We start from the raw sequence: 20354 nt of genomic DNA, 5'->3' as shown, positions 1-20354 counted from the left end.
TCATAACTATCATCACTATTCCTTGCACGGCAATCCAGGGTTGGAACGCCGTCGCGCCGCGAGCGTGCATTGGATGACGCTCGCGAACCACAAGAGCCGTCCCGTCAACGGGGTACGGCCTGCACCACCGATGAACAAGGACGTGACACTCATGAAGCCTGCACTGTTAAGTGACAACCGCCGGGGCCCCGCGCAAATCTGGAACAGCGCCCCGCAACTCGCGCAAATCCCTGCCATCAATCCCGCAACCCTGGTACCTGCCGGCGCTCGCGTGGTGGTCATCGCCCCGCATCCCGGCGACGAAGTGATCGCCTGTGGCGGTCTGCTGCAATTGCTCAGCACCCTTGAATATCCTCTGCAACTGATCTCGATTACCGACGGCAGCGCCAGCCACCCGGGGTCCAGCGTGTGGCCGGCCAAACGCTTGAGCGTGGTGCGGCCCCAGGAAAGTGTGGAAGCCCTGCGCCGCCTGGGGGTGCCCCTGCACAGCCTGAAATGGATTCGCGGCGGCTTTGCCGACAACGCCCTGGCGGCGCGGGAACAGCAGATGAGCCAGTTCATCGCGCGCTACCTGCAACCCGGCGACGTGGTGTTCACGACCTGGCGCAATGACGGCAATGACGACCATGACGCCGTCGGCCGCGCCGCTGCCAAAGCCTGTGCGCTCAAAGGCGTGCACCTGAATGAACTGCCGATCTGGGCCTGGCATTGGCCCGCGCGAGAGACCGCCGCAATCCCCTGGCAGCGCGCGCGCAAAGTCCGGCTCGACACCTGGAGCGTCGCCCGCAAGCTGCATGCTGCCCATGCCTATGCCAGCCAATTGGCGGGCGACCCGGAAATCGGCCTGGCGCCGAATCTGGCTCAAGTGCTGCTGGAGCGCATGCGTGAGCCGTATGAGATTGTATTTTTGTAGGCGCACCCACTCGTCTATACCTGTAATTTCTGACAGTAGCGAACGCTCTCTCTGTGTGGCTAGCTTGGAACACCGGCTTGCAGGGAGGGCGAATCATGAGCACACGGTTTTCATCAGTGACGTATCTGGGCGTCTGCAGCGTGACGACGCTGTTGCTCAATTGGCCCCTCCCCGCGCAAGCCGCCTGTACGCTGGTCATAACCGCTGGCGACGACACCACCCTTTGCCGCGATGGCAGCGCCGGCGCGCTGACGGATTTACAAGGAAGCAACGTCCTGGAGTTCCCCGTCGGCGGCACCGGCATCATTGTCGGTAACGTGACCTATGGCGCGGGTGATGATCGGGTCACGATGGATTCCGGCGCGATCAATGGCGCGATCAACCAAGGCGACGGAAGAAACATCTTCCAGCTGTTCAATGGCAATATTTCCGGCACGGTGACTCAAGGCGCGGGCAGTGATATTGCGCAAGTCAGCGGGGGCAGTGCCGGTGCAATCTCCCAGGGTGATGGGGTTGACCAGTACTTCCAGAGCGGTGGCACCGTCGCCTCACTGGCTCAGGGCGACGGTCATGACGAGTTCACCATGAGCAGCGGCAGGATTGTCGGCGCCTTTGAAGATGGCGATGTAGCGCTGATGACCGGTGGCAGCATCGGACGGGTCGACATGAAGCTCGACAACAACCTGTTCGACCTGAGGGGTGGAGAAATCTTTGGCAATCTGGTTACCGGCTTCGGAAACGATACCCTCCTGGTTTCCGGAGGAACCGTCGGTGGCAACATCAGTGTCAGCGGCGGCAACGACATCATCAAAGTCAGCGGCGGCGAGATAGGTGGGCAGATCCTCGCCAGTTTTGGCGACGATGAGTTCACTTGGGAGGGCGGTGGCCTGATCCACAAGGAAATCCTCATGGGCGACGGTGCTGACAAGGGTTTCCTGCTCAACCTGACAGACACCACCCTGGCCTCTACACCGCGGCTGGACGGTGGTTTGGGTAATGACACCCTGACCTTCGACAATACCCAATCCGCCACGCCAACCCGCTATATCAATTGGGAAACGGTCAACCTGGACAACAATTCGCGCCTGACCCTGGGTGGCGACTTCAAGCTCGGTGACAGCGCTACGGCCACCGGCACGATGAACATTTTTGGCAGCGCCGCCCTCCAGGTGACCCAAGGCAGCATCAGCCCCTTCACGGGCGGGCAACAAGCCACCCTGAACAACGGTGGCCTGATCGACATGACCACCGGCAGTTCCAGCGCGACCGATAGCCTGACCGTCAACGGCAACTACACCGGCAATGGCGGCGAACTGGCGCTGCAATCGGTGCTCGGCGCCGACGGTTCGGCCAGTGACAAGCTGGTAGTCAGCCAGGGCACGCTGCAAGGCGGCACCACCGTCACGGTCACCAACCTTGCCGGCCCCGGCGCCATTACCCTGCAAAACGGCATTCAGGTGGTTGAGGCGCTTAACGGTGCCACGAGCAGCGACCTGGCGTTTACCCTGCGCGGTGGTGCCGTTTCCGCAGGCGCCTACGAGTACTACCTGTTCAAAGGTGGCGTGACGCCGGGCACCGGGCAAAACTGGTTCCTGCGGTCCGCGGTGGTGGCGCCGCCGCTGCCCAACCCTGGCGACCCTGAGGATCCTGACGACCCAGTGGGCATCCTCCCCCCCGTCCCCGCCGATGGCACACCAGACCTTCCGGGGATTTTCCCAGGCGAAGAACCGATACCGATCTATCGCCCGGAAGTCCCGGTGTACGCCGTGCTGTTTCCCGCCGTACAACAGATGGTCCAAGGCATGCTGGGCACCTACCACGAACGCATGGGTGACCAACGCCTGCAACGGCAACCTGGGGCTTTAGCGGCCGGTTGGGGCCGGGTGTATGGCAGTAGCACGCGGCAATCATTCGCCGGCACCGTCAGCCCATCGCTGAACAGCTCGATATCCGGTTTCCAGGTTGGCACTGACCTGTATGCCTGGACCGACGACGCTGGCCTGACCCAACGCTTCGGATTCTTTGTCGGCCACAGCCGCCTGAGGGGCAATGTGGCGGGATTCAATGGCGGTTTTCAAGGCAAGGACGCCGGCAACACCACCCTGCGCGGTGACAGTTTGGGCGCGTATTGGACGCTCATCGGCGCCAACCGCGCCTATATCGATTTCGTGCTGATGGGTACACGGTTCGATGGCCACAGTGAATCCGACCGGGGCCTCAAACTGCCGACCAAGGGCCACAACGTACTGGGGTCCGTGGAGGTGGGAATGCCGTTTGCGGTGTCTGAACACTGGGAGGTTGAGCCGCAGGCCCAGGTGATCGTCGATCGCAGCTATCTGGAGCGTCAGAACGACGGCATTTCAGATGTCTCATTCAGCGCCGACACTAACGTCGTCACCCGCCTTGGTATTCGTCTCAAGGGCAGCTACAGCGTGAGCGACATGCCCTTGCTGCCTTATGTGCGTACCAGCGTGTGGCACGCCAGCGCCGGGGATAACACCGTCACGTTCAATGACAGCACGGACATCAACACCGAACAAAAATCCACCACGCTGGACGTCAGCACCGGGGCGACGCTGCAGGTATCGAGCACGATCAGTGTGTATGGCGAGGTGGGGTACAACAGCAATCTGGATAGCAATCAGCTGAATGGGCGCAAGGGCACGATTGGCATAAGGGTCGACTTCTAACCTGTAGGAGCGAGCTTGCTCGCGAAAAACATCAAGACACCGCGCTCATCCAGATTAGCCGCGTTATCGTTAACGATCTTCGCGAGCAAGCTCGCTCCTACAAGAGGCTTGTCAGGCGTCCGGTCGCAGGATCAGCACGCCCAACGGCGGCAGGTTCAGCGACAGCGACAACGGCTGCCCATGCTTGGGCTCGTCCTCCGTAAACGCCCCGCCACCGTTGCCAAAGTTGGAACCGGCATAGGTGTCGGCATCGCTGTTGATCACTTCGCTCCAGCGCCCGGCGAATGGTACGCCGACCTTGTAGGCCTCGCGTGGTACCGGCGTGAAGTTGGCCACCACCAGCACCGGCCTGCCGTCCTTGCTCCAGCGCAGCCAGGCGTAGACGCTGTTGATCGCGTCGTCGCCGATCAGCCACTGGAAGCCCTGTGGCGCGTCGTCCTGGTCGTGCAGCGCAGGTTCTTCGCGGTACAGGCGGTTGAGGTCGCCCACCAGTTTCTGCACGCCCCGGTGTTCAGGGTATTGCAGCAGGTACCAGTCCAGTTGCTGATCGTGGTTCCACTCGCGCCATTGGCCGAACTCGCAGCCCATGAACAGCAGCTTCTTGCCCGGGTGCATCCACATGAAGCTCAGGTAAGCCCGCAGGTTGGCAAACTTCTGCCAGCGGTCGCCGGGCATCTTGTCGATCAGCGAGTGTTTGCCGTGCACCACTTCATCGTGGGAAATCGGCAGGATAAAACGCTCGGACCAGGCGTACACCAGGCCAAAACTCAGCTCGTTGTGATGGTGGGCGCGGTACACCGGGTCTTGCTGGATATAGTGCAGCGAATCGTGCATCCAGCCCATGTTCCATTTGTAGTTGAAACCCAGGCCGCCCTGTTGGGTCGGCTGGCTCACGCCGGGCCATGCGGTGGATTCCTCGGCGATCACCAGTGCGCCTGGGGCTTCCAGGGCGACCACGTCGTTGAGGTGACGCAGGAAGTCGATGGCTTCGAGGTTTTCACGACCGCCGTGGCGGTTCGGCACCCATTCACCGGCCTTGCGCGAATAGTCGCGATACAGCATCGACGCCACGGCATCCACCCGCAGACCGTCGATATGGAAGTGCTTGAGCCAGTGCAGCGCCGACGCCAGCATGAAGCCATGGACTTCGGTGCGCCCGAGGTTGTAGATCAGGGTGTCCCAATCCTGGTGGAAGCCTTCCAGCGGGTTGGCGTATTCGTACAGCGCGGTGCCGTCGAATTGCGCCAGGCCATGGGTGTCGGTGGGAAAATGCGCTGGCACCCAGTCGAGGATCACGCCGATGTCGGCCTGGTGGCAGGCATTGACGAAGTACGCGAAATCCTCCGGCGAGCCAAAACGCGCCGTGGGTGCAAATTGCGACAGCGCCTGATAGCCCCAGGAGCCGCCAAACGGGTGCTCCATGATCGGCATCAGTTCGATGTGCGTGAAGCCCAACTGCTGCACGTACGGAATCAAGCGCTCGGTCAGCTCGCGCCAACTGTATTGGCGCGACACTTCGCCGACTTCGTCCAGTTCGCACTGCCAGGAACCCGCATGCAACTCGTAGATCGACAGCGGAGCGCTGGGTTTTTGCCGCTCGCCGCGCGATTGCATCCAGTCATGGTCCTGCCAGTCGACTTGCAGCGGCGGAGCGACTTTGGAGGCCGTATCCGGCGGCATCTGCGTGGCCAGGGCCATGGGGTCGGCCTTGAGCGGCAGGATCCCGTGGGCACCCAGAATTTCGTACTTGTAAGCCGCGCCAGGTTGCAGGCCCGGGATGAAGATTTCCCAGACCCCGGACGGATGGCGCAGGCGCATCGGATGCCGGCGCCCGTCCCATATATTGAAGTCGCCCACCACCGATACTCGGCGGGCATTCGGTGCCCATACTGCGAAGCGCACACCCTGGACACCGTCGACGCTGGTCACTTGCGCGCCGAGGCAACTGCTCAGGTCACGATGATTACCTTCGGCGAACAGGTACAAATCCATCTCGCCCAGCAGCAACTGGCTGAAGCTGTAGGGGTCTTCGGTGATCTGTTCGCCACCGGCCCACTGGATCTTCAGCAGGTACGCCTGGCGGGTGCCGAAATGCCCGACAAACAAACCGGGCACCTGGGTCGCATCGAGGCTGCCGATGTGCTCGCCGCTGTCACGGGCCAGCACCTGGACACTCAAGGCTTCCGGCAGGAAGGCGCGAATGTACTGGCCGCCCTGTTCGTCATCGTGGGGCCCAAGGATCGAGAACGGGTCATGGTGCTCTGCGCGCACCAACGCTTCGATGTCCTTGGACGCTGGCATCACACTCAACTTTGGCTGCAGCGGTTCTTTGCTTGTAAAACTCATGACGACTCCCCACCGCGTGCAGTTTTCGATAATGGTTTCAGCCCGCTGAGCAGCCCGTGCAAACCTTGCAACGGCACCGGCAACCAGCTGGGACGATTCTCTGCTTCGTAGGCCACTTCGTACGCGGCCTTCTCCAGGCTGAACAACGCCAGCGCTGCGTCCTGGCCTTTGGCATCCTGCCAGTCATGGGCCAGTGTAGTCGTGGCAGCGTGATAGGCCTGGATAAATGCCTGCCTGGCTTCAAGCAAGTAGCGATCCGCGACCCGTTGCCGGGACGCATTGGCCTCAGGCGACTGATCGACGCCCTGTACATTCACCGCCATGGCCGCCGCGTAATCAAACGACCGTAGCACCCCGCTCACATCCTTGTACGGGCTGTGTTTGCCGCGACGTTCATGCAGCGGCCGCGCCGGTTCGCCCTCGAAGTCGATCAGGTAGGCATCACCTTTCACCACCAGTACCTGGCCCAGGTGCAGGTCGCCATGCACGCGAATGCGCAACCCGCCCACCGTGGCTTTGGCCAGGTCCTGAACGTGACTGGCGATGGCCTTTTTCTGATCCAGTAAAGCACTGACCAATGCCTGATCGGCAGGGTTCAACTTGGTTTGATGCTGCTTAAGCAACTGCAACGCGCGGTCGATTTGTGCGCCCACGTGCTTGGCCCAGCCCTGGCTGTCCTTGAGGGACGTAACTTCGGGCTTGAAGGCCTTGTTGGCGGTCGGTGCTGCCAGCACTTGATGCATTTCACCAAGGCGCTGGCCGAGCAAACCGGCAAAATCCGCCAGTTCACCGAGGGCGTTGTAGTGCTGTTCCTGCTCGGAGATGGCTTCGGCCAGTTCGTCGCGAATCGCCCGTTCCAGGTTGTTCTGAGTCCAGCCCCACGCGTCGCCCTGGTTGCTGAGGTAGCCTTGGGCAATCATCAGCAGGTTGTCCTGGCCGTCGGCGTCATGGCGAATCACCGAACCCAGCAGCGGCGAGATATGTTCGTAGCCGGCTTCGGTCAGGTAGGCGCCCATTTCCAGTTCCGGGTGAACCCCGGCGCTGACTTTACGAATCAACTTGAGCACCAGGCTGCCGCCCACCACCACTGAGCTGTTGGACTGTTCGGCGGCGAGGTAGCGCACTTCCGACTCGTCGTTCAATTCCAGTTTGGCCAACTGCGCCGTGGGCTCGAAGCGAATCTCGCCATCGGTGGAGTCGAGGACGGTTTTGGCCTGCAGGCCTTGGATCACGCCGCGGATATAGGTGTCGAGGCTGAAGGCATCGGTCACCAAGCCCACCTGACGCACTCGCCGCACACGGGCAAGCGCCAGTTGTTGCGGCAAGGCGCTGGTGAACTGGTCTTCGCCGAGGAAGCCGAACGGCAGTTGATAGCGGCTGACCTGCCCGGCACTGGTGACTTCGATTTCACTGAGCAACACCGGATGCTGCGGGTCGCCAAAGCGCACGCCGTAGGCGATGTGCACGGCATCGATTGCCGTGTCCTTGCTGGCAAACCAGCGGCGCTTGGGCAGCCACGCCGGCAAGGCATTTTGTTCCAGGGTGGCGCGGCACGGTGCTTCGAGCAGTTCTTCCATGCGTTTCTTCAGCACCAGGGTAGTGAAGTCCGGGATGCTTTGCGCCGGCTCCACGTGCCAGCTCGGCATCTGGTTTTCCGCCGCAAGCACGAACCAATAGAAGCCGTACGGTGCCAGGGTCAGCAGGAAATTCAGCTGGCCAATGGGCGGGAATGCATTGCCGCCGAGCATCTCCACCGGGACCATGCCAGCGAACGCTGAAAGATCGAGTTCGGCGGCCTGGGCGCTGCGGGAAACGTTGGCCACGCACAGGATGATTTCATTCTTGCCGTCCTCGCCCACGAATTCGCGGGTATACGCCAGGATGCGGCGGTTGGTGGGCGAGAGCATTTTCAGGCTGCCGCGACCGAAGGCCTTGGACTGTTTACGCACGGCCAACATGCGTCGGGTCCAGTTCAGCAACGAGTGCGGGTCTTGGGTCTGGGTTTCGACGTTGACCGACTGGTAGCCGTATTGCGGGTCCATGATCGGCGGCAATACCAAGCTGGCCGGGTCGGCGCGGGAGAAGCCGCCGTTGCGGTCGATGGACCATTGCATCGGCGTGCGCACGCCGTCGCGGTCGCCGAGGTAGATGTTGTCGCCCATGCCGATTTCATCGCCGTAGTACAGGGTCGGCGTGCCAGGCATCGACAACAGCAGGCTGTTGAGCAACTCGATGCGGCGGCGGTCACGCTCCATCAACGGCGCCAGGCGCCGGCGAATCCCCAGGTTGATGCGCGCACGGCGGTCGGCGGCGTAGTAGTTCCAGAGGTAGTCGCGCTCTTTGTCGGTGACCATTTCCAGGGTCAGTTCATCGTGGTTGCGCAGGAAGATTGCCCATTGGCAATTGGCCGGGATCTCCGGGGTCTGGCGCAGGATATCGGTAATCGGAAAACGGTCTTCCTGGGCCAGCGCCATGTACATGCGCGGCATCAGCGGGAAGTGGAACGCCATGTGGCATTCGTCGCCGTCATCGCCCTTTTTGTCCCCGAAGTACAACTGGGTGTCTTCCGGCCATTGGTTGGCTTCGGCCAGGAGCATGCGGTCGGTGTAGTTGGCATCGATCTCGGCGCGGATCTGCTTGAGCAGATCGTGGGTTTCCGGGAGGTTTTCGTTGTTGGTGCCGTCGCGTTCGATCAGGTACGGGATGGCATCCAGGCGCAGGCCGTCGATGCCCATGTCGAGCCAGTAGCGCATCACCGACAGCACGGCTTTCATGACCTGCGGGTTGTCGAAGTTGAGGTCCGGCTGGTGGGAATAGAAGCGGTGCCAGAAGTATTGGCCGGCGACCGGGTCCCAGGTCCAGTTGGACTTTTCGGTGTCGAGGAAAATGATGCGGGTGCCGTCGTATTTCTGGTCGTCATCGGACCACACGTAGAAGTCCCGCGCTGCCGAACCCGGCTTGGCCTTGCGAGCGCGCTGGAACCATGGGTGTTGGTCCGAGGTGTGGTTGATCACCAGTTCGGTGATGACCCGCAACCCGCGTTTATGGGCTTCGGCGATAAAGCGCTTGGCGTCGGCCATGGTTCCGTAGTCGCTGTGCACGCCACGGTACTCGGCGATGTCGTAGCCATCATCACGGCGTGGCGAGGGATAGAACGGCAGCAGCCAGATGGTGTTCACGCCGAGGTCGGCGATGTAGTCAAGCTTGGCGATCAGCCCGGGAAAATCACCGATGCCGTCGTTGTTGGAGTCGAAATAGGATTTGACGTGAACCTGATAAATCACCGCGTCCTTGTACCAGAGCGGGTCTTTGATAAAGGTGGCAGCCTTGGGTTTCTTCGCCATTGGAAACTCCTGGGAATTCGAAAAATTCTGCCTGAAGGAACTCGGTCAATGTGGGAGCTGGCTTGCCTGCGATAGCGGTGGATCAGCCAGTATCATCTGCACTGACACACCGCTATCGGAGGCAAGCCAGCTCCCACATTAGATCTCCTTTGGATTGGAGATCAGCTTCAGGAAACGGTAATGCGCCAGATGCCAAACGGCTGTTGCCACGGCTCGATGCGCATCCACTGGGTCTTGCCGTACCAGGTCCAACGGTGGCCGGTCATCAAGTCTTCGCCTTGGGTCTGGGCGTCATCCGGCAGGCCCATCTCCCACAGCGGCAACTCGAAATTGGCCTCCTGGGCGTTGAACGGGTCGAGACTCACGGCCACCAGAATGAAGTTGCTGCCGTCCTCGCTGCGTTTGCCGAAGTACAGGATGTTGTCGTTCCACGCGTTGTAGAGTTTCAGCCCCAGATGCGTCTGCAACGCCGGGTTCTGCCGACGGATGCGGTTGAGCTGGGCGATCTCGGCAATGATGTTGCCGGGGGCCGTGAAGTCTCGCGGGCGGATCTCGTACTTTTCCGAATCGAGGTACTCTTCCTTGCCCGGCACCGGGGCCGCTTCGCACAGTTCAAAACCGGAATACATGCCCCACAGGCCCGAGCCCATGGTGGCCAGCGCGGCACGGATCAAGAAGCCCGCGCGGCCGGATTCATGCAGGAAGCCCGGGTTGATGTCCGGCGTGTTAACGAAGAAGTTCGGCCGGAAGCACTCGCGCCACGGCGACTCGTTCAATTGGCTCAGGTACTCACTCAACTCGGCCTTGGTGTTGCGCCAGGTGAAGTAGGTGTAGCTCTGGGAGTAACCGACCTTGCCCAACCGCGCCATCATCGCCGGGGTGGTGAAGGCTTCGGCGAGGAAGATCACGTCCGGGTACTTGGCGCGCACATCGCTGATCAGCCATTGCCAGAACGGCAGCGGCTTGGTGTGAGGGTTGTCGACGCGAAAGGTCTTCACGCCCTCTTCCACCCAACCGACCACGATGTCGCGCAACTCGATCCACAGGCTGGGAATCGCATCCGCCGCGTAGAAGTCAACGTTAACGATGTCCTGGTATTTCTTCGGCGGGTTCTCGGCGTATTTGATCGTGCCGTCGGGCCGCCAGTTGAACCAGCCCGGATGCTGCTTGAGCCACGGGTGGTCCTGGGAACACTGGATCGCGAAATCCAGGGCGATTTCCAGGCCATGGTCGGCGGCGGCCTTGACCAGGTTGCGGAAGTCTTCACGGTTGCCGAGCTGCGAGTGGATCGCCTCGTGGCCACCCTCTTCGCTGCCGATGGCATACGGGCTACCCGGATCATCGGGCCCGGCGGTCAGGGAGTTGTTCTTGCCCTTGCGATGGCTGCGGCCGATGGGATGGATCGGCGGGAAGTACAGCACGTCAAAACCCATGTCATGGATCATCGACAAACGTGAGTGCACGTCGTTAAAAGTGCCGTGGCGCGCCGGATCGTCGGTGATCGAGCGGGGAAACAGCTCGTACCAGCTGGCGAACTGCGCGGCTTCGCGTTCCACGTCAATCGGGAATACCGGGCTGATGCTCAAATAGGCGCGGTGATCGGCCTGGGTCATCAAATGTGCACTGTCTTCGTGCAGAAACAGCGCGACTTGCTCGGTTTCCAGCAGGCCGGAGAGTTCGTGGTGCAGCAGCATCAGGCGGTCGCGCAGTTCGTTGTCACTGCGTTCGGCGGCTTGCAACACCTGGCTGCGGCCTTCCTGCAACTCCAGGCTGACCGGTACCCCGGCCTCGTGTTTCTTGCTTAATTCGTAGCGGAAGCTGGCGAACGTGTCGATCCAGGCCTCGATGCAATACTCATGCGGCCCCTGGGCGGTCACGGTGAACGCCCCTTCCCAGCCGTTGTTGCCGACATCGGTCATCACCACGCTGTGCCAGCTTTCTTCACTCAGCGGGCGCCAGCGGATCAGCACTGCCAGCTTGTCGTGGCCGTCAGCGAACACCTTGCTGGCAACCTGGACCCGCTGGCCCACCACAGCCTTGACCGCAAACGCGCCGCCATCGATAACCGGAGTGGTGCTTTCAATCGCAATCCGTGGCAGCAACAGTGCCTGGGACAGCGGTAATGTGGAGGTTGAATCGTCTTGGGTCAGTGTTTCAGCAGTCATCGAGCATCTCCCCTTAACGCCCAGTGGACGCTCTTGCGCTTGATCCAAATTCTGAAACGGCAGTGCTCTCCCTGAGCAGGGCCGTATAGGTTCCGAGCATGCCGTCGATTGAAAAGTTCAGGTGGATATGACGCCATCGGGCGGGGAATCAAATCCGTCCTGCGATTGTCCACCGGTAGAGCAAAGCACAAAGGAGGCCACACCGATGAATATCCCGATCCCGGCTGAAACGCCTGACCCGAACATCGATAAACCGACATTGCCACCTACAGAGCCAGACCCGATTCCCGAGCAGGAACCGCCTGGGACACAGCCACCACCGGTGGAGGAGCCGCCGACGACAATGCCGCCCGTCATCGTCTAGTCCTTCTCGAACAGGCGCACAATCCTTGGCATCACATTGAACACCGCCAACGCCAGCAAGGTGCTGAGCACCGCCGTCGACTCGCGCCCCATCCCCGCCGCCACGCCAATGGCGGCGGTCATCCACAGGCCAGCCGCGGTGGTCAGGCCTTTGACGTGGCCTTCTTCATCTTCCTTGCCCTTGAGGATGGTACCGGCACCCAGAAACCCGATGCCCGCGATCACGCCTTGCAGTACGCGGCTCATGGCATCAGCCTGGGAACCCGACATGCTCGGCACCAGCACGAACAGCGCGGCGCCTATGGCCACCAACATGTGGGTGCGCACCCCGGCCGCCTTGCCTTTGTGTTCGCGCTCAAAGCCAAGGATGCCGCCGAGAATCGCCGCGATCAGCAACCGCACCGTGACTTGTGTCAGTTGCCGGGCATCGCCGATGTCGGCAAATTCCGTTTGCAGGGTTTGCCAGACTTCATGCCACCACGCGTCCATGGACGTGTCCTTTTAATAGGTCGATACGAAATGGACAGCGCCGACCGTCAGTCAGTTGCGCAGAACCATTCATCCACGGGCAACGCCTAACGTTCAGTACCCCTGGAAAAGGACAGCACCATGCCCGTACGTATCGAAAACCAGACCTGTTACTTCAAGGTCGACGAAAACGGCGAAGAAAAAAGCCTCGCCGGCACCGATGTCACCGTGATTACCGACAGCGCCAAATCCATGTCGGCCGTTGAGTTGAACGGCGAGCGGATCTACATCACCGAAGCAGAAGCCGACGCATTGACCGTAGCAGGCGCCACCGACGGCCGTAAGCATTTGAAAGCCACCGACGGTGATTCGGTGATTTGATTGACCTGGATCATCACTGCCTGAAAAGTGCTGCACCCCGCGCGCTACAGGGTGCAGCACATTGTCGCAGGGCGTCACCGCGAGGCCATCTGATCCGCTTTTTATCGCCATAGCTGAGTCTGTTATGCAAACAGAGCGCCCGGCATAGTTCATCTGCCTGATGGAGGCTGATGAGCGAAAGACCATGAGCGATAGAATCCCCGTCCGAACCGTAGAAGTGTTTGAGCCTGCACATCCAAAGAAGATGAAGGCCAAATCCAGCGACAACCTGATTCATACCCGCAGTTTTACCGGCCTGTTTCGCACCTTGCGTGTGGTGGGCGCAGGCTTTCTGTTCCTGGCGTTTTTCGGCACCGTGTGGCTGAACTGGGGCGGCCGGCAAGCCGTGCTGTGGGACTTGGCTGAAAGTAAATTCCACATCTTTGGTGCCACGTTCTGGCCTCAGGATTTCATCCTGCTGTCGGCGCTGTTGATTATCTGCGCATTCGGCCTGTTCGCGATCACCGTGTTCGCAGGGCGGGTGTGGTGCGGCTATACCTGCCCGCAAAGCTCGTTTACCTGGCTGTTCATGTGGTGCGAAAAGGTCACTGAGGGCGAGCGAAACCAGCGCATCAAGCTGCAAGCCGCGCCCTGGGGCTTGAACAAGCTTGCACGACGCTCGGCCAAGCACACGCTGTGGCTGGGTATCAGCGTGCTGACCGGGCTGACGTTTGTCGGCTATTTCACGCCGATCCGGCCGCTGGCGGTGGAACTGCTGACCTGGCAAATGGGCGGCGTCAGCCTGTTCTGGGTGCTGTTTTTCACCGGCGCCACCTACATCAACGCCGGCTGGCTGCGGGAAGCAGTGTGCATGCACATGTGCCCGTATGCGCGGTTCCAGAGTGTGATGTTTGATAAAGACACCCTGACCATTTCCTACGACGTGGCCCGTGGCGAAAACCGTGGCCCGCGCAAACGTGACGTGCAACCGGCGGACGTCGGCCTGGGCGACTGCATCGACTGCCAACTGTGCGTGCAGGTGTGCCCCACCGGCATCGACATCCGTGACGGCCTGCAAATGGAATGCATCGGCTGCGCCGCGTGTATCGATGCCTGTGATTCGATCATGGACAAGATGGGCTATGCCCGCGGCCTGGTCAGCTATACCTCGGAGCATCAGTTGCAAGGTGGCAAGACCCATCTGCTCAGGCCACGGCTGATCGGCTACAGTGCCGTGCTGCTGGTGATGATCGGCGCGCTGGTGGTGGCCCTGGTGGCGCGCCCGATGGTGTCGCTGGACGTGACCAAGGACCGTGGGATGTTTCGCGAAAACAGTGAAGGCTTGATCGAGAACATCTACAGCCTCAAGGTCATCAACAAGACCCAGCATCGCCAGGATTATCGCCTGGAGCTGGTGGACGGCGATGGCTTCCAGTTGCAGGGCAAGACCGACATCAGCCTGGCGCCGGGGGAAATTACCGATGTGCCGGTGTCGGTGGCGATGACGGCAGACAAGCCGGCCAGCAGTTCACAGACCATCCGCTTCAAGGTCACGGACGTCGATGAACCGTGGATCTACAGCGCGGCGGACAGCCGGTTTGTGGCGCCATTGAATCGCTGAACCCGAGCGTTCAGCAACACTGGAGATCAAATGTGGGAGCGAGCTTGCTCGCGAATGCAGTCTTTCAGGTGACCTACCGATTGACTGGCACACCGCTTTCGCGAGCAAGCCCACTCCCACATTTTGATCTGTGTTCAATCAGCAAAATCTGTTCAAAGTACTGAGTCTCAATGAAACGCTACGAAAAATTCGCCGACGACATCGCAGAACTGATTCGCTCCGGCGTCCTCGGCCCCGGCCAGCGCGTGCCTTCGGTGCGCTACGCCAGCCAGACCTACGGGGTCAGCCCGTCCACGGTGTTCCAGGCTTACTACCTGCTGGAACGTCGCGGGCTGATCCGCGCCCGGCCGCGCTCCGGGTACTTCGTCAATACCCATGCGCCGAGCCCGTTCTCCGAGCCGGTGGTGAGTGCTCATGTGCACGAATCCACCGAAGTGGACGTGAGCGAGCTGGTGTTCTCGGTGCTCGACTCCATCAAGGACCCGCAAACCGTGCCCTTCGGCTCGGCCTTCCCCAGCCCGACGCTGTTCCCCTTGCCACGCCTGGCCCGCTCCCTGGCCAGCGCCAGCCGGGAAATGGACCCGCGCATGGTGGTCACCGACATGTCGCCAGGAAACCCGCAACTGCGCCGGCAAATCGCCCTGCGCTACATGGTTGGCGGGCTGATGCTGCCAATGGAAGAACTGTTGATCACCAACGGTGCGCTCGAGGCGCTTAACCTGTGCCTGCAAGCCGTGACCGAACCGGGGGACCTGGTAGCCATCGAAGCCCCGGCGTTTTATGCCAGCCTGCAAATCCTCGAACGCCTGAAGCTCAAGGCGGTGGAAATCCCCGTGCACCCGCGCGATGGCATTGACCTCAAGGTGCTGGCGCAAAGCCTGGAGCGTTACCCGATCAAGGCCTGCTGGTGCATGACCAGTTTCCAGAACCCGATGGGCGCGACCATGCCCGAGGCCAAGAAGCAGGAGCTGGTGGAGTTGCTGCGCAGCCACCAGGTACCGCTGATCGAAGACGACGTGTACGCCGAGTTGTACTACGGCCAACAAGCGCCGAAACCGGCCAAGGCGTTCGATACCGAAGGCCTGGTGATGCATTGCGGCTCGTTCGCCAAAAGCCTGGCCCCGGGTTACCGGATAGGCTGGGTGGCCGCCGGGCGTTATGCGCAGAAGATCGAGCGGTTGAAGTTGATGACGTCACTGTGCGCATCGATGCCGGCCCAGGCGGCGATTGCCGATTACCTGCAACACGGCGGCTACGATCGGCACCTGCGCAAGTTGCGCTATGCGCTGGAGGAGCAGCAGAGCGCCATGCTCGCGGCCATCGCCCGTTACTTCCCGGCGCAGACACGGGTCAGCCAGCCCGCCGGCGGTTACTTCCTGTGGCTGGAATTACCGGAGCAGACCGACTCGTTGAAGTTGTTCCAGATGGCCCTGGCCCAGGGCATCAGCATCGCACCGGGGCCAATCTTTTCGCCGACACAGCGCTTCAGGAACTGCATTCGCTTGAATTACGGCAGCCCGTGGGACGAGTCGTGTGAGAAGGCCATGGAGACGCTGGGGAAGATTGTGCGTTCGTTTTGACAGGCTGCGTGAAGACAACTGACGTCATCGCGGGCGAGCCCGGCTCCCACCATTGAATGCGTATCTCTGTGGGAGCCGGGCTTGCCCGCGATGGCGCCCGAACGGGCGCTATGACGTTATCGACCGCCTGCCAGGTCGATAAAGGTTCCGGTGGCATAGGACGCCTTGTCCGACAGCAGCCAGATAATCCCTTCCGCCACTTCTTCGGCACGCCCGCCACGGGCCATGGGAATCCCCGGTTCCAGCTTGCTGACTCGGTCAGGGTCGCCGCTCAGCGCGTGGAACTCGGTGAAGATGAAACCTGGACGCACGCCATTGACCCGGATCCCCTCACCCGCCACTTCCTTGGAAAGCCCGAGTGTGAAGGTGTCCAATGCGCCCTTGGACGCGGCGTAATCCACATACTCCCCCGGCGCCCCCAGGCGCGCGGCGGCCGACGACACGTTGACGATGCTGCCGCCCTGCCCGCCATGTTTGGGCGACATGCGCAGCAGCGCGTGCTTGGCGCAGAGGATCGGTCCCAACACATTGGTCTTGAGCGTCTTCAGGATGCGGAACTCGGACATTTCATCGACCCGCGACTTGTGCCCTACGGTACCGGCGTTGTTCACCAGTGCCGTCACCCGGCCCAGCTCGGTATCAACACGGTGGAACAGGCCGATCACTTCGTCTTCGATGCTGACATCGGCCCGCACCGCAATGGCCTGTGCGCCGAGGGCGCGCACTTGCTCAAGTACCCGGTGGGCGGCGTCTTCGTCGGCCTGGTAATTGATGCAGATACGATAGCCCTGGGCAGCGGCCAGCAACGCCGTGGCGGCGCCGATCCCACGGCTGCCGCCGGTGATGATGACGACTTTGTCCATGTGTAAGGTCTCCTGATTCATCGTGAGCTGTTGGATCCAATACTACCTGCGACCGGCAGGTTTTGCATGGGCTCAGGTCAACCCGGGGAGACGCTGTTGATCACGCCAAAGTAAAAAGCTCGGCATTGGACAGTGGCGCCGGATGCGGGGTGGCCATCGAACACCCGCGATCAGCACATGCCCCGTCGAAAGGCAGCATGCGCTATGCCCGAAACGCCCGGGCTGGAGCGGCGCGGTCAGCGACCATTGTGCGGACCGTGGGTCGTACAGCTCAGCCGTCGCCGCATGTTCGGGTTGGGAGAGGCTGCTGGCGCCCACCACCAACACTTCTCCGGTCACCAGACGGGTCGCGCTGTGCTCTTTGCGCGGAACACACATCAGTGTCCGGTCCCAGCTGTTCAGGGCCGGGTCGTAGATAAAAGCCAGGTCTTGCGCCGGGCCGAATGGTTCATCAGCGCCACCGCAGATCAACACCCGACCATCCACCAGCAAGGTTGCACTGTGCTGCATGCGGGGAGCGGGCAAGGGCCGCCGTTCAGTCCAGCGGCTGGTGGTGGGGTCATACAGAAATGCCCTGGCCAGGGCGGCGTTTTGCCTGCCGGAGAACCCTCCAACCACCAGGACCTTTCCGGTGGGCAGCAACGTTGCGGTGTGATTCATGGCATCGACGGGGAGCCAGGTTTTACGCTGCCATTGGCCGGTGAGCGGTTCGTAGCATTCAACGCTGTCTTGCACTTGCCCGCTACCGGACTGCAGATTATTGCCGCCGACCACCAAGACGTTTCCTGACGCGAGCAGCGTGCTGGTATGGCCGAAGCGAGGCGTGTGCAGGGCTCCCGTTGGCGTCCAGCGATTGGTTGAAACGTTATACAACTGCGCGTCGCTGATCGACTGGCCGGACTCGCTCCCGGCCGTCAACAGCACGCTGCCCGACTGCAGCACCACAGCACCACTGGCACTTCGGGGACAGGGCAGCGGCGCAACCGTCGACCACTGCCCTGATGCCTGGTGATAAAACTCCACACTGGCCATGGTGCGGGTGGCAGATGAACGACCGGGTGTGCCAGGCGCCAGTTGGTCGAAACGCGCGCCTAAAGCCTCGACGGGAGCTTCCCCCGCAATCACCAACACACCTTGGTCGGCAATACGCACACAGTTGTGGAAATAGTGGGGTTCGAGCATCGAACCTGTCGGCGTGAAAGTACCGGTGATGAGCGCAGGCATATGGATCCCAGGTCAGCTTCCTGGAATCGACTCTATACCCGCAGTATCACGGTCGCTACTGTCAGAATTAACAGGTCTGGCCGCCACTCAAGGCGTGGGTGTCGACCACTTCGGCGCTGGCTTTTTCAATGTCCATCATGAACTTGTCCGCCGGCAGCGGGTGGCCCAGCAGATAACCTTGCAGGGAATCGCAACCCAGGCGTGTCAGGAAACTCTGCTGTACATCGGTCTCCACCCCTTCGGCAACGATCCGCAGGCCCAAGGCCTGTCCGAGGGCGACGATGGCCGAGACGATGGCGGCATCGTCGCTGTCGTGCTCCAGGTCGCGTACAAACCCGCGGTCGATTTTCAGCTCATTGGCCGGCAGGCGCTTGAGGTACATCAGGCTCGAATAGCCGGTACCAAAGTCGTCGATGGACAGGTCGACGCCCATGTCCGAGAGCTTCTGCAACACCGTCATGCTCGCATCGGCGTCGCTCATGGCAGTGGTCTCGGTGATTTCCAGGGTCAGGCTGTTGGCCGGCAACCGGTGGCGCTCCAGGGCATTGGCGACACTCTTGACCAGCCCGGCGTGGCAGAACTGCAAGGCCGACAGGTTCACCGCGATGCGCCAGTCGTGATAGCCCTTGGCATACCACACCTGCATCTGGCGGCAGGCTTCATTGAGCACCCATTCGCCGATGGGAATGATCAGCCCGGTCTTTTCCGCCAGCTCGATAAACTTGTCCGGCAGCAGCAAGCCTTGTTGCGGATGCTCCCAGCGCAGCAGCGCTTCGGCGCCGACCGGGCGGCCGCTGATGGCGTCGAACTTGGGCTGGTAATACAGCCGGAACTGTTCATGCTCCACGGCGTTGCGCAAGTCCTGCAGCAGTTGCAGTTGTTTGCGTGCATTGGTGTTCATCGACACGTCGAAAAAGCTGTAGCCGTTCTTGCCCATGCCCTTGGCGTGATACATCGCCGCGTCGGCGTTCATCAGCAGTTCCTGAGGCGTGGCGCCGTTGCCCGGGAACAGCGCGATGCCGATGCTCGCGGAGATTTTCAACTCGTGCTCGGCCACCCGGAAAGACTGGTTGATCAGGCCCACCTGGCGCTCGGCCAGGCGCAGCGCGTCGTCGGCCTGGGTCAACTGCACCAGCAAGACAAACTCGTCACCGCCGATGCGGGCCAGGGTGTCCTGGCTGCGCAAGTCTTCCCGCAGGCGCAGGCCGACCTCTTGCAACAACTGGTCGCCCATGTGGTGACCGAAGGCGTCGTTCACCGGTTTGAAACCGTCCAGGTCGATAAACATCAGCGCGAAGCAACCGCCCTCCTCGTTCACCCGCTGTATCGCCTGTTGAATCCGGTCGGCGAGCAAGGTGCGGTTGGGCAAGCCGGTGAGCATGTCGTGCAGGGCCAGGTGGGTGAGTTCCTGGTTGGCCTGGGTCAGGGAGTCCGCCAACACGGCGGTGCGGGCTTCCAGGCGGGCATCGGCCAGCGAGGTCAGCAGCGCGATGATCAACACCGCCAGCGTGGTCACCAGCACCAGGTTATCCAGGCCCTTGCCGCTCAGGCCGGTCAGAGCTGCGCCGCAAAAACTGCCATCGGCGAAACGCGCGGCGGCCATACCGGTGTAGTGCATGCCGACAATCGCCACGCCCATCACCATCGCCGCGCCACCCCGGGCCAGGCGCACATACGGCGTGTTGCGCCGCAGGTTAAAGGCGATCCACAACGCTGCCGCCGAGGCTCCGACGGCAATCAGCAAGGAGGCGGTGAACAGCGTAGGGTCATAGTCGATGCCGGGCGTCATGCGCATCGCGGCCATGCCGGTGTAATGCATGGCGCTGATGCCGGCGCCCATGATCAGCGCGCCAAACGCCAGTTGCCAGGCTGGCAAACGCGGCTGGCTCACCAGCCACAAGGCAAAGCCACTGGAAAGGACAGCGATCAGCAGTGACAGCAGGGTGATGCCGATGTCGTAGCCCAGGCTGATATGCAGGCGAAAGGCGAGCATACCGATAAAGTGCATCGACCAGATGCCTACGCCCATTGCCAGCGCACCGCCGACAATCCACAGGTAGACGGCGCGGCCTTTGGCCGTGGCAATGCGCCCGGTCATGTCCAGCGCGGTATAGGACGCGAGGATCGCAACGAACAGGGAAATCAGGACCAGGGCGGGGGAATAACTACCGGTGAGCATGGGACTTCTCGTGACCAAATGGGCCAAACGGCATCCGTGCAGGGGTGAAAAGTCGGGGATTGTAGCGAGAATAAATCTTGTACACCTGAAATATTATCGTATAGCCATCATTCAGAATTTGACGCCAATCTACTGGCTCAAAAACACCGCAAAACCCTTGTGGGAGCGGGCTTGCTCGCGAAAGCGGTGGGTCAGTTCATACACAGTTGACTGACCCACCGCTTTCGCGAGCAAGCCC

Annotated in this window: 12 protein-coding genes; 5 read left to right on the top strand and 7 right to left on the bottom strand. The window is 61.4% G+C overall.

The window, feature by feature from the left end:
- Positions 1 to 151 precede the first annotated feature (151 nt).
- Together ACA046_RS14170 and ACA046_RS14165 are read left to right on the top strand one after the other, a co-directional pair.
- A complete protein-coding gene (locus tag ACA046_RS14170) occupies positions 152 to 913 on the top strand; it encodes a PIG-L deacetylase family protein (protein WP_497676801.1) in 762 nt (253 codons plus the stop codon).
- Between the two features lie 95 nt (positions 914 to 1008).
- The gene (locus ACA046_RS14165; RefSeq protein ID WP_497676800.1) at positions 1009 to 3603 is read left to right on the top strand and encodes an autotransporter family protein; all 2595 of its coding nucleotides are present in this window, start codon (positions 1009 to 1011) and stop codon (positions 3601 to 3603) included.
- A 111-nt stretch (positions 3604 to 3714) separates the two neighbouring features.
- On the opposite strand, the gene glgB is transcribed toward ACA046_RS14165, so the two are convergent.
- The 4 genes from glgB to ACA046_RS14145 all read right to left on the bottom strand — a co-directional run bounded on the left by glgB (position 3715) and on the right by ACA046_RS14145 (position 12310).
- A complete protein-coding gene (glgB, locus tag ACA046_RS14160) occupies positions 3715 to 5949 on the bottom strand; it encodes a 1,4-alpha-glucan branching protein GlgB (RefSeq protein WP_459028590.1) in 2235 nt (744 codons plus the stop codon).
- Complete coding sequence (gene treS / locus ACA046_RS14155; RefSeq protein ID WP_497676799.1) at positions 5946 to 9293, bottom strand: maltose alpha-D-glucosyltransferase; 3348 nt, start codon at positions 9291 to 9293, stop codon at positions 5946 to 5948. Before treS ends, glgB begins: the two co-directional genes overlap by 4 nt.
- 167 nt (positions 9294 to 9460) lie before the next feature.
- On the bottom strand, positions 9461 to 11458 hold the full coding sequence (locus ACA046_RS14150; protein ID WP_497676798.1) for an alpha-1,4-glucan--maltose-1-phosphate maltosyltransferase: 1998 nt from the start codon (positions 11456 to 11458) through the stop codon (positions 9461 to 9463).
- A 360-nt stretch (positions 11459 to 11818) separates the two neighbouring features.
- Positions 11819 to 12310 (bottom strand): MgtC/SapB family protein, encoded by a 492-nt coding sequence (locus ACA046_RS14145; protein WP_076013878.1) that lies wholly within the window; start codon positions 12308 to 12310, stop codon positions 11819 to 11821.
- Between the two features lie 120 nt (positions 12311 to 12430).
- On the opposite strand from ACA046_RS14145, the gene ACA046_RS14140 reads away from it, so the two are divergent.
- From ACA046_RS14140 to mapR, 3 genes are all read left to right on the top strand, one after another.
- Positions 12431 to 12670, top strand: a complete 240-nt coding sequence (locus ACA046_RS14140) for a DUF3203 family protein (RefSeq protein WP_497676797.1) — start codon at positions 12431 to 12433, stop codon at positions 12668 to 12670.
- Positions 12671 to 12854: 184 nt separating this feature from the next.
- Positions 12855 to 14270: a cytochrome c oxidase accessory protein CcoG gene (gene ccoG / locus ACA046_RS14135; RefSeq protein WP_497676796.1), complete on the top strand. Its 1416-nt coding sequence runs from the start codon at positions 12855 to 12857 to the stop codon at positions 14268 to 14270.
- A gap of 170 nt (positions 14271 to 14440) precedes the next feature.
- Entirely contained in the window at positions 14441 to 15850 is a 1410-nt protein-coding gene (mapR, locus tag ACA046_RS14130) for a GntR family transcriptional regulator MpaR (RefSeq protein ID WP_076013875.1), read from the top strand.
- 116 nt (positions 15851 to 15966) lie between these two features.
- On the opposite strand, the gene ACA046_RS14125 is transcribed toward mapR, so the two are convergent.
- The 3 genes from ACA046_RS14125 to ACA046_RS14115 all read right to left on the bottom strand — a co-directional run bounded on the left by ACA046_RS14125 (position 15967) and on the right by ACA046_RS14115 (position 20116).
- Complete coding sequence (locus ACA046_RS14125; protein WP_076013874.1) at positions 15967 to 16713, bottom strand: SDR family oxidoreductase; 747 nt, start codon at positions 16711 to 16713, stop codon at positions 15967 to 15969.
- 72 nt (positions 16714 to 16785) lie between these two features.
- Positions 16786 to 17937 carry a Kelch repeat-containing protein gene (locus ACA046_RS14120; protein ID WP_497676795.1) on the bottom strand — a complete coding sequence of 384 codons (1152 nt, stop codon included), beginning with the start codon at positions 17935 to 17937 and terminating at the stop codon, positions 16786 to 16788.
- A gap of 67 nt (positions 17938 to 18004) precedes the next feature.
- Positions 18005 to 20116 carry a putative bifunctional diguanylate cyclase/phosphodiesterase gene (locus ACA046_RS14115; protein WP_497676794.1) on the bottom strand — a complete coding sequence of 704 codons (2112 nt, stop codon included), beginning with the start codon at positions 20114 to 20116 and terminating at the stop codon, positions 18005 to 18007.
- Positions 20117 to 20354 lie beyond the last annotated feature (238 nt).

It is taken from the genome of Pseudomonas sp. LBUM1641, from assembly GCF_059716235.1.
This window is presented reverse-complemented; position numbering and strand designations above follow the sequence as displayed.

Coding starts and splice junctions, on each gene's coding strand:
- ACA046_RS14170 (WP_497676801.1), top strand. CDS start 152: ATGAAGCCTGCACTGTTAAGTGACAACCGCCGGGGCCCCGCGCAAATC.
- ACA046_RS14165 (WP_497676800.1), top strand. CDS start 1,009: ATGAGCACACGGTTTTCATCAGTGACGTATCTGGGCGTCTGCAGCGTG.
- glgB (WP_459028590.1), bottom strand. CDS start 5,949: ATGAGTTTTACAAGCAAAGAACCGCTGCAGCCAAAGTTGAGTGTGATG.
- treS (WP_497676799.1), bottom strand. CDS start 9,293: ATGGCGAAGAAACCCAAGGCTGCCACCTTTATCAAAGACCCGCTCTGG.
- ACA046_RS14150 (WP_497676798.1), bottom strand. CDS start 11,458: ATGACTGCTGAAACACTGACCCAAGACGATTCAACCTCCACATTACCG.
- ACA046_RS14145 (WP_076013878.1), bottom strand. CDS start 12,310: ATGGACGCGTGGTGGCATGAAGTCTGGCAAACCCTGCAAACGGAATTT.
- ACA046_RS14140 (WP_497676797.1), top strand. CDS start 12,431: ATGCCCGTACGTATCGAAAACCAGACCTGTTACTTCAAGGTCGACGAA.
- ccoG (WP_497676796.1), top strand. CDS start 12,855: ATGAGCGATAGAATCCCCGTCCGAACCGTAGAAGTGTTTGAGCCTGCA.
- mapR (WP_076013875.1), top strand. CDS start 14,441: ATGAAACGCTACGAAAAATTCGCCGACGACATCGCAGAACTGATTCGC.
- ACA046_RS14125 (WP_076013874.1), bottom strand. CDS start 16,713: ATGGACAAAGTCGTCATCATCACCGGCGGCAGCCGTGGGATCGGCGCC.
- ACA046_RS14120 (WP_497676795.1), bottom strand. CDS start 17,937: ATGCCTGCGCTCATCACCGGTACTTTCACGCCGACAGGTTCGATGCTC.
- ACA046_RS14115 (WP_497676794.1), bottom strand. CDS start 20,116: ATGCTCACCGGTAGTTATTCCCCCGCCCTGGTCCTGATTTCCCTGTTC.